The organism is Rhizobium anhuiense bv. trifolii (assembly GCF_024346605.1).
In the GTDB taxonomy this organism is placed as follows: domain Bacteria; phylum Pseudomonadota; class Alphaproteobacteria; order Rhizobiales; family Rhizobiaceae; genus Rhizobium; species Rhizobium anhuiense.
The window spans coordinates 227,309-241,297 of the sequence record NZ_CP098803.1 but is presented as its reverse complement, the minus strand read 5'-3'; the positions used below and the strand labels follow the sequence as shown (position 1 = coordinate 241,297).

At 57.5% G+C, this 13,989-nt stretch carries 15 protein-coding genes; 9 read left to right on the top strand and 6 right to left on the bottom strand.

Annotation, left to right across the window (positions count from 1 at the left end; translation table 11 throughout):
• Positions 1-30: 30 nt before the first annotated feature.
• Genes dnaQ through NE851_RS09745 form a run of 5 tightly spaced genes read right to left on the bottom strand, consistent with a single transcriptional unit; the run spans position 31 to position 3,661 of the window.
• Positions 31-753: a DNA polymerase III subunit epsilon gene (gene dnaQ / locus NE851_RS09765; protein ID WP_063473886.1), complete on the bottom strand. Its 723-nt coding sequence runs from the start codon at positions 751-753 to the stop codon at positions 31-33.
• Positions 746-1,357, bottom strand: coding sequence for a dephospho-CoA kinase (gene coaE, locus NE851_RS09760; RefSeq protein WP_254960088.1), 612 nt, complete (start codon positions 1,355-1,357; stop codon positions 746-748). Before coaE ends, dnaQ begins: the two co-directional genes overlap by 8 nt.
• Positions 1,357-2,214 carry a shikimate dehydrogenase gene (locus tag NE851_RS09755; protein WP_254960086.1) on the bottom strand — a complete coding sequence of 286 codons (858 nt, stop codon included), beginning with the start codon at positions 2,212-2,214 and terminating at the stop codon, positions 1,357-1,359. Before NE851_RS09755 ends, coaE begins: the two co-directional genes overlap by 1 nt.
• Positions 2,207-2,806 (bottom strand): Maf-like protein, encoded by a 600-nt coding sequence (locus NE851_RS09750; RefSeq protein ID WP_254960084.1) that lies wholly within the window; start codon positions 2,804-2,806, stop codon positions 2,207-2,209. The genes NE851_RS09755 and NE851_RS09750 overlap by 8 nt, the downstream gene beginning before the upstream one ends.
• A 33-nt stretch (positions 2,807-2,839) precedes the next feature.
• The gene (locus NE851_RS09745) at positions 2,840-3,661 is read right to left on the bottom strand and encodes a pyruvate, water dikinase regulatory protein (protein ID WP_047615900.1); all 822 of its coding nucleotides are present in this window, start codon (positions 3,659-3,661) and stop codon (positions 2,840-2,842) included.
• On the opposite strand from NE851_RS09745, the gene NE851_RS09740 reads away from it, so the two are divergent.
• The 9 genes from NE851_RS09740 (at position 3,629) to NE851_RS09700 (ending at position 12,856) form a co-directional block, all read left to right on the top strand.
• Complete coding sequence (locus NE851_RS09740; RefSeq protein ID WP_254960081.1) at positions 3,629-3,988, top strand: hypothetical protein; 360 nt, start codon at positions 3,629-3,631, stop codon at positions 3,986-3,988. The genes NE851_RS09745 and NE851_RS09740 overlap by 33 nt on opposite strands.
• Positions 3,989-4,061: 73 nt before the next feature.
• Entirely contained in the window at positions 4,062-5,108 is a 1,047-nt protein-coding gene (gene hemE, locus NE851_RS09735; RefSeq protein ID WP_063473883.1) for a uroporphyrinogen decarboxylase, read from the top strand.
• A 2-nt stretch (positions 5,109-5,110) separates the two neighbouring features.
• Positions 5,111-5,647, top strand: a complete 537-nt coding sequence (gene hemJ, locus NE851_RS09730) for a protoporphyrinogen oxidase HemJ (RefSeq protein WP_047615896.1) — start codon at positions 5,111-5,113, stop codon at positions 5,645-5,647.
• A 199-nt stretch (positions 5,648-5,846) separates the two neighbouring features.
• A complete protein-coding gene (gene rho, locus NE851_RS09725; protein WP_011654069.1) occupies positions 5,847-7,112 on the top strand; it encodes a transcription termination factor Rho in 1,266 nt (421 codons plus the stop codon).
• Between the two features lie 104 nt (positions 7,113-7,216).
• On the top strand, positions 7,217-8,536 hold the full coding sequence (gene mnmE / locus NE851_RS09720; protein ID WP_183905891.1) for a tRNA uridine-5-carboxymethylaminomethyl(34) synthesis GTPase MnmE: 1,320 nt from the start codon (positions 7,217-7,219) through the stop codon (positions 8,534-8,536).
• Positions 8,537-8,610: 74 nt separating this feature from the next.
• Positions 8,611-10,488: a tRNA uridine-5-carboxymethylaminomethyl(34) synthesis enzyme MnmG gene (gene mnmG / locus NE851_RS09715; protein WP_183905892.1), complete on the top strand. Its 1,878-nt coding sequence runs from the start codon at positions 8,611-8,613 to the stop codon at positions 10,486-10,488.
• 25 nt (positions 10,489-10,513) lie between these two features.
• A complete protein-coding gene (rsmG, locus tag NE851_RS09710) occupies positions 10,514-11,131 on the top strand; it encodes a 16S rRNA (guanine(527)-N(7))-methyltransferase RsmG (protein ID WP_047615890.1) in 618 nt (205 codons plus the stop codon).
• A gap of 19 nt (positions 11,132-11,150) precedes the next feature.
• Positions 11,151-11,945 (top strand): ParA family protein, encoded by a 795-nt coding sequence (locus NE851_RS09705; protein WP_063473880.1) that lies wholly within the window; start codon positions 11,151-11,153, stop codon positions 11,943-11,945.
• A gap of 32 nt (positions 11,946-11,977) precedes the next feature.
• Positions 11,978-12,856, top strand: a complete 879-nt coding sequence (locus NE851_RS09700) for a ParB/RepB/Spo0J family partition protein (protein WP_047615886.1) — start codon at positions 11,978-11,980, stop codon at positions 12,854-12,856.
• 91 nt (positions 12,857-12,947) lie between these two features.
• Here the strand turns inward: NE851_RS09700 and holA are convergent, their stop codons facing one another.
• Positions 12,948-13,988: a DNA polymerase III subunit delta gene (holA, locus tag NE851_RS09695; RefSeq protein ID WP_132574474.1), complete on the bottom strand. Its 1,041-nt coding sequence runs from the start codon at positions 13,986-13,988 to the stop codon at positions 12,948-12,950.
• Between the last annotated feature and the right edge of the window lies 1 nt (position 13,989).

The window sequence follows — 13,989 nt, the reverse complement described above, 5'->3', positions numbered from 1 at the left end:
TGGTCCCGGGCATTTTCAATTGTGGCTGGTTCAATCGAGGTTGGCGTATTTCGCCCAGATACTTTTTTCCCCGAGCTTAGCGACGAGCGCCTCATGCGCCTGCTCCTCGGTTTGGCTGAGGCGGCTACCAAGCGGGCGGGGCCGCTCGAGCACTGCGGCAATCACTTCATCGTCATCCCCAGCCATGTCACCGCGAGCTGCCTGGTTGGATTTGCTGACCGTGCTCAGACCGAAGGCTGCCTGTCGGCCGCCGATCATCTCGATATAGACTTCGGCAAGCAGTTCGGAGTCGAGCAGCGCGCCGTGTTTGGTCCGGTGCGAATTGTCGATGCCGTAACGCCGGCAAAGCGCATCGAGCGAATTCGGCCCCATCGGATGTTTGCGTCGGGCCATCGACAAGGTATCGAGCACCCTTTCCGGCAGGATCGGCGGCAAGCCGATCCGCGCGAACTCCGCGTTGATGAAGCCCATATCGAAGGTGGCGTTGTGGGCAATCCACTTCGCATCGCCGAAAAAGGTAAGGATTTCTTCGGCGACGTCCGCAAAAGGCTTCTTGTCCTTCAGGAATTCATCGGTGATGCCGTGTACGGCGAGCGCATCCGGATGAACCTTCTGATCTCCGGGATTGATGAAGATATGGATCGTGTTGCCTGTGGGGAAATGGTTGAAGAGCTCGATGCCGCCGATTTCGATGATGCGGTCGGCGCGATTGTCGAGACCGGTGGTTTCCGTATCGAAGATGATCTCACGCATTCCGGAAATCTCCCTTGGCAATCCGCGTTTTCAGGTCGGCGACGATCTCGAGCACCCGTTCCCTCGTCTCCGCGATACTGTGACTGGTGTCGATCAGATAATCGGCCCGCCGCCGTTTTTCCGCGTCCGGTGTCTGGCGGGAGAGAATCATGCTTAATTTTTCCTCGGTCATGTCGGGACGCGCAAGCACCCTTTGACGCTGAATCTGTGGATCAGTGCTGACGACGACGATGACGTCGACTCTTTCCTCAGCGCCGGTTTCGAAGAGCAGCGGAATATCGAGCAGTACCATGTCGGCGCCAGCGGCACCTTGTTGCGCCAGAAATTCCATCTCGCGTTTGCGAACCAGCGGATGGACGATCGCTTCCAGGCGTTTAAAGCCGTCGGGATCAAGAGCGAGCTGGCGGCCAAGTTCATGCCGATCGACTGCTCCATCCTTCATCGTGCCGGGAAAGGCGGCATCCACCAGGGGCGCAGCCTCGCCGGCATAGAGATCGTGGACCACGGCATCAGAATCGTTCACCGGGATTCCGGCATCGGCAAAGAGCTTTGATGCCGTCGATTTTCCCATTCCGATGGAGCCGGTGAGACCGATCTTCAGCATCAGTGTGATTCCATATCTGCAATGATGAGCGCACGCAGTGCAGCGTCGACAACGGGACGCTGTCCGAACCATCTCTCGAATCCGGGCACGGCCTGATGCAACAGCATGCCGAGACCATCCACAATAGGAAATCCTTGCTCTTCTGCCTGTGCCAGGATCGGCGTCTTCAAGGGCACATAGACGATGTCGGTGACCACGGCATCGGCTGCAAGAGGTGAAAAATCGAGCTGGGGCGCAGCCTCGCCGTCCATGCCGAGCGAGGTGGTATTGATGAAGAGGCCGGCACCCTTCATGACGTCGGCAAGCGCACCCACCGGGTGGGCCTGAACTCTCGGGCCAAAACGATCCGCGAGTTCACGCGCGCGATCGACGGTCCGGTTGACGACGTGGATCTCCCTGAAACCGCGATCGCGAATCGCCTGGATGATCGCCCGGCTGGCGCCGCCGGCGCCAAAGACGACGGCCGTGCCATGCCGGTCCCAGCCGGGATGGCGTTCGTCGAGATTGGCGATGAAACCGCGACCGTCGGTATTCGTCGCATGCAGGACGCCATCCTCCAGCCAGAGCGTGTTCGCGGCGCCGAGTTCGTGCGACAGGGCGTCCGGTTTGTCGGCGAGCCGGAATGCCAGTTCCTTGTGGGGAATGGTGACATTGCCGCCGGCAAAGCCGGAACTGCCGTCCTTCAGCGCACGAATGAAATCGGCAAAGGCCTCGGGTGCGACTTCGTGAGCGCGGTAGCTGCCTGGCAGGCCGAGCGTCTTCAGCCAATATCCGTGGATCAATGGCGAGCGCGAATGCTTGATGGGAAAGCCCGTGACAAACGCTTTCGGCCCGAATGTTTCACGTGAATCAGCCATCGATCGCTCCGAGTTCTCGCAATTTTTTTAGAAGCGCCAGCATCGGCAGGCCGAGAATGGTGAAATAATCCCCCTCGATCTTTTCGAAGAGCTGGATGCCCTCCCCCTCCAACTGATAGGCGCCGACGCTGGAAAGCGCCCGTTCGCCAACCCGCGCCAGATGTCTGGCGATGAACTCCGCTGTCAGCGGCCGCATCGTCAGTTCGGCATGCGCGAGATATTCCCACAAGAGCACACCATCGCGGACGATCGCGACGGCACTGTTCAATCGGTGGGTCACTCCGGAAAGGGCTTGAAGATGACGAGCCGCGTCGGCCATATCAGTCGGCTTGTGGAAAACGCGGTCGCCGAGCGACATGGTTTGATCCGACCCGATGACCAGGCTATCCGGAAAGCGGCTGCTCACTTCCTCGGCCTTGGCCTTGGCCAGGACGAGGGCAACGGCATCCGGCTTGGCGCCGGCTTTTTCCAGCGGCGCTTCGACCGCCCGTTCATCGATCCTTGCGGCATGCGCCTCGAAGGACAGACCGGCATTTACCATCAGCATCCGGCGAAAGGGACTCGACGATGCAAGGATGAGTTTCGGCGTCATGGGTTCCTCACAGTGCCGGCTTTTCGTCAGCGCTTAGCGCAGCTTCGGGCGCAGGGCAACGATTGCCGCAGCTGTTTCCTCGATCGAGCGGCGGGTGACGTCGATCAGCGGCCAGTTGTGACGGGCACAGAGCGAGCGGGCATATTTCAGCTCCTCCGAAATCGCGGCGCGGTCGGTATAATGTTCGCGATCGAAACCCTGCGTCACTCCGAGCACCCGATTTTCCCGCACCTGGGAAATACGGTCGGTGGTGGCGATCAGGCAGACGATGAGCGGTTTCGTCGCGACGAAGAGGCTTTCCGGCAATGGCACGCCATAGACGATCGGAATGTTCGCCGTCTTGATGCCGCGGTTGGCGAGGTAGATGCTGGTCGGTGTTTTCGACGTACGGCTGATGCCGATGATGACGACATCGGCATCGTTATAATCGTCCGGCATCTGGCCGTCGTCGTGATCCATGGTGAAATTCAGCGCTTCGATGCGCGCGAAGTAGCCAGCATTCATCACATGCTGCGCTCCGACCCGGCGGCGCGACGGGGCGCCGAGATAGATCTGGAATGCATTCATCACCGGCTCCAGCACATTCACCGAGGCCACGCCCATCTCGACGCAGCGCTCATCGATCAGGCTCGCGAGCTCCCGGTCGACAATGGTGTAGAGCACGATGCCGGGGGCGTCATCGATCGCTTGGAGAACCGGCAGCAGCTGCTTGCGATTGCGGATCAGCGGATAGACATGTTCGATCGGCTGAGCGGATCTGAACTGCGCCGACGCGGCGCGGCCGGCGGAGATCAGAGTCTCTCCCGTTGAGTCAGAAATCAGATGCAGATGAAAGAAGTTCGTTCTGTTCTCCACGCTATTTTCCGCTGCCTGTTGAAAAGACTGGATGAAACAGAGCTACGGTGCCGAGGCAGCCTCCGGCAAGGGAAAACATGCCTCTTTATCCACATTTCGAATTTTGCGGATCGGTTTCAGCCGACCCTGTGGACGATGGGGAAGAGATCGATTTCTGGAAAACTGGTCCACAGCCTATCCACAGGCACAAGAAAAATCACCGATCCGGAAGGACTTGGAATCATTTTCAGATTCAGCTTTTCCCCGAACATCGGAAACAACGGCGAAATCCTTCCGATGTTTTTTGCAGGCGCGCGACAAATGGCATCGGCGGTGGATGGATTTTAATCCTTGATAGACACCGACTCTAAGAAATAGAAACCTTTTAAAATATCTTTGATTTTTTATAGGGAAGAAGCGCTTGAGCGAGACGCGCCGAAAGATCATGAGGGTTCTGGATGGCGAAAGCCTCTCCCCTCCTCCTCTCTGGCTGATGAGGCAGGCGGGGCGCTATCTGCCGGAGTATCGGGAGACACGGGCAAAGGCAGGGAGTTTTCTCGATCTTTGCTATACGCCCGATCACGCCGTCGAAGTGACATTGCAGCCGATCCGCCGCTATGGCTTCGATGCAGCCATCCTGTTTTCCGATATCCTGGTCATTCCCGATGCAATGAAGCGGAACGTCCGGTTCACCGAAGGCCATGGTCCTGAGATGGATCCAATCGATGAAGCCGGGATCAGCAGATTGAATGGCGAAGAGGTTGTCGATTATCTCAGGCCGGTGCTGGAGACGGTGCGGCGGCTGCGTGAGGGGCTGCCAGCCGAGACGACGCTGCTCGGCTTCTGCGGCGCGCCTTGGACGGTCGCGACCTATATGATCGCCGGACATGGCACGCCGGATCAGGCGCCTGCCCGCCTTTTCGCGTATCGGCATGCTCGCGCCTTCGAGCATCTGCTGATGCTGCTTGCTGACGTATCGGCCGATTATCTCGTGGCCCAGATTGATGCCGGCGCCGATGCCGTGCAGATTTTCGATTCCTGGGCCGGCGTTCTCGGTGAGAGGGAATTCGAGGCGTTCGCGATCAGGCCGGTTGCGCGGATGATCGCTTCGGTCAAATCGCAGCGGCCACACGCGCGCATCATCGCTTTCGCCAAGGGCGCCGGCTACCAGCTGAAAACCTATCGCCAGAAGACTGGTGCGGATGCGATCGGTCTCGACTGGTCTGTCCCGCTGGCCTTTGCCGCCGAACTTCAAAAGGACGGGCCGGTGCAGGGCAACCTCGATCCTATGCGCGTCGTTGCCGGCGGTCGGGCGCTTGAAGAGGGCATCGACGATATTCTGCAGCATCTCGGCAATGGGCCGCTGATCTTCAATCTCGGTCACGGCATCACGCCGCAGGCCGACCCCGAGCATGTGCGTCTGCTGGTCGATCGTGTGCGTGGCGGGCGGATGCGAGGCGGGGCGTGACGATGGAGAAGCAGACCGATCGGAGACCTGGCGCTTACGCCCGGCGCCGAGCCCATTTTGCGCTGGTCTTCTTCGCGCTGATGGCGGTCGGGCTTTTCGCCTGGAACCCCGATAATCTCTATCTCTGGATCAAGGCACTGCACATCATCGCGGTCATTTCCTGGATGGCTGGATTGTTCTATATGCCGCGGCTGTTCATCTATCACACCGATGCCGAACCGGGTTCGGTGCAATCGGAAACCTTCAAGGTGATGGAACGCCGGCTGCTTCGAATCATCATGACGCCGGCGATGATGCTGACGTGGATTTTTGGCCTCTATCTCGCTTGGTCGGTCTATGGATTCCAAGGCGGCTGGCTGCACGCCAAGATCGGTCTCGTTGTGCTGCTGACGGGCGTTCATATGTTCTTCAGCCGTGCCGTCAGAGCCTTCGAGCGGGATGAAAACCGCCGCTCTGCGCGCTATTGGCGGTTCATGAACGAGGCACCGACATTGCTGATGATCCTGATCGTGATCCTCGTCGTGGTGAAGCCATTCTGAGGCAAAATCCATACTCAGGTTAAATTTGCTTCATTTTAAGCAGCCCTCTTGCGGCAGCGATTGCGAGTCGCTATTTTCCGCGCATCTCATCTACGTGGCATGTGTGTAGAGTTCAGTCGTCTGCGAGCCCTTTCGCAGTACCGAATACGACCCAACATCGCCTTTCCCCTTCGAAATTGAAAAGAGTATTGGTCACTTCATGGCTGAAATGAAGCTTCAGGAACTTAAGAGCAAATCCCCGACGGATCTTCTGGCTTTCGCCGAATCGCTCGAGGTTGAGAATGCCAGCACGATGCGCAAACAGGAATTGATGTTTGCTATCCTCAAGATGCTCGCCAGCCAGGATGTCGAAATCATCGGCGAAGGTGTCGTCGAAGTGCTCCAGGATGGTTTCGGTTTCCTGCGTTCCGCAAATGCCAACTATCTGCCAGGCCCAGATGATATTTATATCTCCCCCTCGCAGATCCGCCGTTTCTCGCTGAAAACAGGTGATACGGTCGAAGGCCCCATCCGCGGGCCGAAGGAAGGCGAGCGCTATTTTGCGCTGCTCAAGGTCAACACTATCAATTTCGACGATCCGGAAAAGATTCGTCATAAGGTTCATTTCGACAATCTGACGCCGCTCTATCCGAACGAGCGTTTCAAGATGGAACTCGATATTCCCACCACCAAGGATCTGTCGCCGCGCGTGATCGACCTGGTGGCGCCGCTCGGCAAGGGCCAGCGTGGACTGATCGTCGCGCCGCCCCGCACCGGTAAGACCGTGCTGCTGCAGAATATCGCGCATTCGATTACCGCGAACCATCCGGAGTGCTATCTCATCGTTCTTCTGATCGATGAGCGTCCTGAGGAAGTGACCGACATGCAGCGTTCCGTTCGCGGCGAGGTCATCTCCTCGACCTTCGACGAACCGGCCGTACGTCACGTCCAGGTGGCGGAAATGGTCATTGAAAAGGCAAAGCGTCTTGTCGAACATGGGCGCGACGTCGTCATCCTGCTCGATTCGATCACGCGCCTCGGCCGTGCCTACAACACCGTGGTTCCCTCCTCAGGCAAGGTCCTGACCGGCGGTGTCGACGCCAATGCGTTGCAGCGTCCGAAGCGCTTCTTCGGTGCGGCGCGCAATATCGAGGAAGGCGGTTCCTTGACGATCATCGCCACGGCGCTGATCGATACCGGCAGCCGTATGGATGAAGTGATCTTCGAAGAATTTAAGGGCACCGGCAACTCGGAAATCGTCCTTGATCGCAAGGTCGCCGACAAGCGCATCTTCCCGGCGATGGACATCCTCAAGTCCGGCACGCGCAAGGAAGACCTTCTCGTCCCACGCCAGGATCTGCAGAAGATCTTTGTGCTCCGCCGCATCCTTGCGCCAATGGGCACGACCGATGCGATCGAATTCCTGATCGACAAGCTGAAGCAGACGAAGAACAATTCCGACTTCTTCGATTCGATGAATACATAATCCTTAGCCGGATTCATCCTATGAGAGCTGGAGGCATCATGATGATGTCGCCAGCTTTTCTATTTAGGAGGAACCGATTCGAATTCGAAGATTAACCAGGCAATATGGCCATGTTGAATGATACCATATATGCGCTATCGAGCGGTGCTGCACCTTCAGGTGTTTCGGTTATTCGCATCAGCGGTCCGCTGACCAGAGACATATTGGTGAGCCTCGTCGGCTCGGTGCCGAAAGCTCGATACGCATCGCACCGAACGATTCGGACTCGTAACGACCAACCGATCGACAGTGGTCTGGTGCTGTTTTTTCCGGGGCCAAATTCATTTACCGGGGAAGATGTCGCGGAGCTACAGCTCCATGGCAGCAAGGCTGTCCTGGCGGCGCTGTTTCAGACGCTTGGCGACATTCCAGGTGTTCGAATGGCTGTTGAGGGTGAGTTCTCCCGCCGGGCTTTTGAGAACGGCAAGCTTGACCTGGTCGAAGTCGAAGGTCTGGCCGACCTTATCGGTGCCGAGACGGAAATGCAGCGACGGCTTGCGGTCGAACATAGCGCGGGCGGACTTTCCATAATTTACGATTCGTGGGCGGAACGATTAACCCGCGCACGAGCGCTGATTGAGGCGGAACTCGATTTTCCCGACGAGGATGATGTTCCAGGGTCGGTATCGGATATGGTCTGGGCCGATATGAGTGAGCTACGCGCCGATATCGCGCACCATTTGGGTGCGGCTTCGGCAGGTGAGATTATCAGGGACGGCTTTAAGGTGGTTATTGCCGGTGCGCCGAATGCCGGAAAATCAAGCCTGCTGAATGCTCTGGCACGGCGCGATGTTGCGATCGTCACCGAGATCGCCGGCACCACCCGCGATGTCCTGCAGGTTGATCTCGATATCGATGGCTACCTGATCAAGCTCTATGATACAGCCGGCCTGCGCGATGCCGACGACCGGGTTGAAATAGAGGGCGTTCGGCGCGCGCGTCTTGCGCTTGGCGATGCCGATCTTGTGCTGCTGCTGGTGGACATGACCAATCCGCTGATTCCTGACGACTTGGAGCGAACCTGGCCTCATGTTACTGTTGGAACGAAGAAGGATCTCATCGATGTCGTCTCGGGTCGGTATGATTTGCAGATTTCGGCGGCAACGGGTGACGGCCTGCCGGAATTGCGTCAATTGATCGGCAACAGCGTCGCAGCGCGTTTCAGTGGTTTGTCGATGGCGATCCCCAGTCGGCAACGGCATAAAGATTCGCTAACGAAATGTTTGGCGGCGCTTGATACTGCGATTACGCAGAAGGACGTAAATCTCGAACTGCGGACCGAGCAGCTTCGAATTGCCGCCGAGTATTTGGGGAGAATTACCGGAAGAGTGGATGTCGAACAGCTGCTTGGGGTGATCTTCTCGGAGTTTTGTATCGGGAAATGATTCACGTGAAACGCGATCGGTGTCACGTTTATGGCTGGTTTCACGTGAAACGTACACACGATCTGGAGTCTTGAATGACTGATAATGTCTATGATGTGATCGTGATCGGTGGCGGCCATGCGGGGTCGGAAGCCGCCAGTGCGGCTGCGCGGCTCGGTGCGAAAACCGCCTTGGTGACGCACAGGCGGGACACGATCGGTGTGATGTCCTGCAATCCGGCAATCGGCGGGCTCGGTAAGGGTCACTTGGTTCGCGAGATCGACGCTATGGATGGCCTGATGGGTCGTATCGCCGACGCTGCGGGCATTCAGTTCAGGATGCTGAACAAGAAAAAAGGGGCAGCCGTTCGAGGACCGCGAACCCAGGCCGATCGAAAGCTCTATCGTTTGGCGATGCTGGCGGCGATTGAGGCCACACCTGGTCTGGACATCGTCGAAGGCGATGCGTTTGATCTGGACGTTGTCGACGGGCGTGTTGCCGGGGTGGTCATGAAGGATGGTCGAACCCTAAAGACTCCTGCCGTCGTTTTGACGACTGGAACCTTCCTGCGTGGACTTATTCATATCGGTTCGGAAAAGACGCCGGCCGGTCGTGTCGGTGAAGCGCCGTCGATCGGGCTGTCCGCCACGCTGGCCAGGCTGGGATTGCGCTTGGGACGACTGAAGACCGGGACACCGGCGCGGTTGGACGGAAAGACCATAGACTGGCAATCCGTCGGCCGGCAGGGGGCTGACGAGGAACTCGTGCCCTTCTCCTTTATGACCGACAGGATTACGACGCCGCAGATCGAATGCGGGGTCACCAGGACGACTGAAGCGACCCATCGCATCATTGTCGACAACATCATGCGATCGGCGATGTATTCCGGACAGATCGAAGGCGTCGGTCCTCGCTATTGCCCGTCTATCGAAGACAAGCTGGTAAAATTTGGAGAGCGGGATGGGCATCAAGTCTTTCTCGAGCCCGAGGGACTGGACGACGACACAGTTTATCCGAACGGTATTTCCACCTCTTTGCCGGCAGACGTCCAGGCAGATTTCATCAAGACAATTCCCGGGCTTGAAGCGGCAAGAATTCTGCAGCCCGGCTATGCAATCGAATATGATCATGTTGACCCGAGAGAGTTGACGCCGTCGTTGGAAGTCAAACGGCTGAAAGGTCTCTTTCTTGCGGGCCAGATCAATGGCACCACCGGCTATGAGGAGGCGGCCGCCCAAGGCTTGGCCGCCGGTCTAAACGCGGCACTGCAGAGCAGCGATTCGGATCCGTTTCATTTTAGTCGGACCAGCTCCTATATTGGCGTCATGATCGACGATCTCACGTCACGTGGCGTTACGGAGCCGTATCGAATGTTTACCTCGCGGGCGGAATATCGGCTGACTTTGCGTGCTGACAATGCCGATATGCGGTTGACGCCATTGGCCATGCGGTTGGGCTGCGCCAGCGGCGCACGCGCGCAGCGATTTACAGCCTATCAGGCTGAGATGGACATGGGTCGAGCGCTCTTGCAGTCGCTCACCGTTACGCCGAATGAAGCGCGGCGGGCCGGCTTGAATATCAATCTCGATGGGCAGCGCCGAACCGCTTATGATTTGTTGTCCTATCCAAATTATGATTTTGCTGAACTTCGCCGTGTTTGGCCTGAGACATGTGGTACGATGGGATCCAAGGTCGCGGAAGCGTTGGAAATCGAGGCCGGCTATTCAGTTTATCTGGATCGGCAAGCCACGGCGATTGCCGATCAGCAACGCGACGAGCAACGGCAGATACCGCTCGATTTCGATTACGATGCGCTTTCCGGCCTCTCCAACGAACTCAAGGTGAAACTCAGCGCGGCTCGCCCCTTCAACATTGCCCAGGCCTCCGTCGTTGAGGGGATGACGCCGGCGGCAATCGCATTGCTGCTTGTGCATTTGCGCCGCCTAACGTCTGCCGAGCTTCAAAGCGCCTGACGACGAGATTTGAAAGTCTTTCAGAATGGAATTAAACGGTTTGCGTGTTTCACGTGAAACACAGGAACGGCTTCAACACTTCGCGGTACTTTTTCAGAAGTGGGCCAAAACGATCAATCTGGTGGCGCCGTCGACACTCGAAGATCTATGGCACCGGCATATCGCTGATAGCAGCCAGGTGTTTCAGATCCATCCTCAACCGATCACCTGGGTTGATCTCGGCAGTGGCGGGGGCTTTCCGGGCGTTATTACGGCGATTTTTCTGGCCGAGCTGCAAAGCGGCTGGGTGCATCTGGTCGAAAGCAACCATAAAAAGGCGGCCTTTCTGCGGACAGCGCTGCGAGAGACGCAGGCGCGTGGGAGTGTGCATACCAATCGAATCGAAGATGCCTATGCCGAGATTGGCGACTGCGGTGCGATTTCAGCCCGAGCGTTGGCCGACCTGGACGGGCTCATGGACTATTCGGCTCCGTGGATGCTGGGCAAGCAAAATTGCCGTGGCTTTTTTCATAAAGGCCGGGATTACCTGCGGGAAATCGACAAAGCACGTGGTCGGTGGGAATTCGATCTGTTAGAACATAAGAGCGCCGTCGAGCAGGAATCTGTTATTTTGGAAGTATCAAATCTCCGGCGCTTGGTTTAACAGATCGGATATTGCGGCAATGGCTGGCGAACGACACCGGATTATCACCATCGCAAATCAGAAGGGTGGTGTTGGCAAAACAACCACCGCAATCAACCTGGCAACGGCTCTTGCTGCCATTGGCGAGCGTGTCTTGATCGTTGATCTCGATCCGCAAGGCAATGCCAGCACCGGCCTCGGTATCGACCGTCGCGATCGCAAACTCTCCTCCTATGATCTGATGGTTGGTGATCGCGGTATCACCGAGGTGACGCTCGAAACAGTGGTTCCCAATCTTTTTATCGTCCCGTCGACGATGGATCTGCTTGGCGTCGAGATGGAAATCTCGCAGCAAAGCGATCGAGTCTTCAAATTGCGGAAAGCCTTGTCTTCGCCTGAAGCAATGGCGTTCTCCTATATTCTTCTGGATTGCCCGCCGTCATTCAATCTTTTGACGATGAATGCCATGGCGGCCGCGCATTCCGTGCTGGTGCCGCTGCAATGTGAATTTTTCGCGCTGGAGGGGCTGAGCCAGTTGCTCGAGACCGTCAGCCAGGTTCGTCGAACGGTGAATCCGCGCCTGGATATCCAGGGGATCGTCTTGACAATGTTTGATGCGCGCAACAATCTCGCCCAGCAAGTGGTCAATGATGTGCGCACCCATCTCGGCGAAAAGGTTTACCATACGTTAATTCCGCGCAATGTCCGGGTTTCCGAGGCGCCGTCCTACGGCAAGCCAGCTATTCTCTATGATCTGAAATGCGCGGGCAGCCAGGCCTATCTGCAACTGGCCTCAGAGGTCATTCAACGGGAGCGCCAGAGACTGGCCGCGTAATATCATTTCAGGGGTGTAGGTGAGTGTAGATCATGAATGACGATGTATCGAAAAGGCGATTGGGCCGTGGCCTCGCGGCGCTGATAGGCGAAATGGATCAGCCTGTCCCGGTGGAAGCCGAGCGGACCATCAGTGCCGACAGGATGATCCCGATCGAGTTCGTCAGCCGTAACCCCCGCAATCCTCGTCGTTTCTTCGATGACACTGAGCTGCACGATCTCGCAAGCTCCATTCGTCAGCATGGTATCGTGCAGCCGATCGTGGTGCGAACGATGTCGCGGGATCGATATGAAATCATCGCCGGTGAGCGCCGCTGGCGCGCCGCTCAGCTTGCCGGATTGATCGAAATTCCAGTCATTGTCCGTGACGTCGATGACAAGACGGCGTTGGAAATCGCCATTGTCGAAAACGTGCAGCGCGCGGATCTCAATCCGCTTGAGGAAGCCTTGGGCTATGAGCAGCTCATCGCAGAATATGGCTACACCCAGAACGACCTCGGCGAGATCATCGGCAAAAGCCGCAGCCACGTTGCCAATTCTCTGCGCCTGTTGAAACTGCCGGACCCGGTTCGTGATCTGCTTGCTGCCGGCAGCCTGTCGGCCGGGCACGCACGCGCGCTGGTTTCGACGCCGGATCCGGCCAGTCTTGCCCGTACGATCGTTGCGAAGGGCATGTCGGTCCGCGATGCGGAGAAGCTGGCGCAGAACAATATCAAGGCACAATCCGAGCCTCCGCCGGCCCTACGGCGCGATCAGAAGGATTCCGACACGCTGGCCCTGGAAAGAACACTTTCCGATGCCCTCGGCCTTGACGTTGCGATCAATCACAAAACCAGTGGCGGGCAGATTAAAATTTCCTACAAGTCGCTGGAGCAGCTCGAGGAAATCTGCCGCTTGCTCGAGCGGCGTTAGAGCGATTCCCAGAAAATAGCGAAGCGGTTTTCCGTCCAGAAGGGCGTGAAGGGGCAGAGCGTGCTTCAGTTAGCAGCTGAAGCGCTCCAAATCACGCCGATTTTCGACCGGATTGAAGGGTGGTGGAAAGAAGCGTTTGCATCGCAACGCTGTCTTCCAGTACCTGGCGCCGCCGACTCTGCAGAATTGCGGCCTGCAGGCGATTGGATTCACGGGCGATGCTTTCGGCGGTCCACTGGCGCAGCGCCTGTTCGATGATCGGCTTGCGGCGAAAATGCAGATGCCGCCCCATGGTCTGCATGATCTGAGGCGGCTGCAGGCGTTTTTCCTCCATTTCAGCGCGCATCGTATCGAGAAGCTGAAACTGCTTCAGGCATGCCTGAAGCACGAGAAAGATTGCGGTTTTTGAACTGCTGATCTTCTGCATGGCGTGCAGAAAGGCCGTGAGATCGCCGCTGAGAATCGCGTCGACGGCATCGTCGACGGAGATCGCGCTGGCATCGCCAATTATTTCGGTAACGTGATGTTCTTCAACCGTATCGGCGCCGCGACAATAGAGCGCGAGCTTGCGCACCTCGTTTCGGGAAGCGATGCGATCACCGCCAATCAGTGCGATCAGCGCCTGCCGCGCGGCCGGCGTGATACCGAGTTTCTCTGCACCGAGTTCGGTATCGATCAGCGTATTCAGAGCACGGCTGTCATCGGCGTAAGAGGGGATCGTCATGACGGATCGCGCGGCTTCGGCGGTCTTGCGCAGCAGCGAACCCTTTTTCAGGTCGCCGGCCTCCACGATTAGATAGGCGGCTTCGAGTGGTTTTTCGGCGAGCAGGGCCAGGGAATCGACGAGGTATTTTTCGTTTGCGGCGCCGCGGATCCAAATCAGCTTCTCACCGCCGAACAGCCCGATCGACTGGACCTCATCGACCAATCGTCCGGGATCCTTCTGCAGATCGCCGATATCGAGCTTCGTCAGCGAGAATGGGTCGTCGAGGGCCACACCACTTTTACCGGCAAGCAGACCCGCCCGTTCCGAAACGAGGCCGCGATCCGGCCCATAGATGACGAAGATCCGATAGTTCAGCGCCGATTTCTGCAGAAAGATCTCGAATTCGTGGGATTTTATCTCTGCCACA

Bases quoted from the DNA above. Each gene is read 5' to 3' on its own strand.
- NE851_RS09750 (WP_254960084.1), bottom strand. From the start codon at position 2,806: ATGACGCCGAAACTCATCCTTGCATCGTCGAGTCCCTTTCGCCGGATG.
- dnaQ (WP_063473886.1), bottom strand. From the start codon at position 753: ATGCGTGAGATCATCTTCGATACGGAAACCACCGGTCTCGACAATCGC.
- NE851_RS09755 (WP_254960086.1), bottom strand. From the start codon at position 2,214: ATGGCTGATTCACGTGAAACATTCGGGCCGAAAGCGTTTGTCACGGGC.
- coaE (WP_254960088.1), bottom strand. From the start codon at position 1,357: ATGCTGAAGATCGGTCTCACCGGCTCCATCGGAATGGGAAAATCGACG.
- NE851_RS09700 (WP_047615886.1), top strand. From the start codon at position 11,978: ATGAATGACGATGTATCGAAAAGGCGATTGGGCCGTGGCCTCGCGGCG.
- rsmG (WP_047615890.1), top strand. From the start codon at position 10,514: ATGGAATTAAACGGTTTGCGTGTTTCACGTGAAACACAGGAACGGCTT.
- NE851_RS09705 (WP_063473880.1), top strand. From the start codon at position 11,151: ATGGCTGGCGAACGACACCGGATTATCACCATCGCAAATCAGAAGGGT.
- rho (WP_011654069.1), top strand. From the start codon at position 5,847: ATGGCTGAAATGAAGCTTCAGGAACTTAAGAGCAAATCCCCGACGGAT.
- mnmE (WP_183905891.1), top strand. From the start codon at position 7,217: ATGGCCATGTTGAATGATACCATATATGCGCTATCGAGCGGTGCTGCA.
- mnmG (WP_183905892.1), top strand. From the start codon at position 8,611: ATGACTGATAATGTCTATGATGTGATCGTGATCGGTGGCGGCCATGCG.
- hemJ (WP_047615896.1), top strand. From the start codon at position 5,111: ATGGAGAAGCAGACCGATCGGAGACCTGGCGCTTACGCCCGGCGCCGA.
- NE851_RS09740 (WP_254960081.1), top strand. From the start codon at position 3,629: ATGCAGATGAAAGAAGTTCGTTCTGTTCTCCACGCTATTTTCCGCTGC.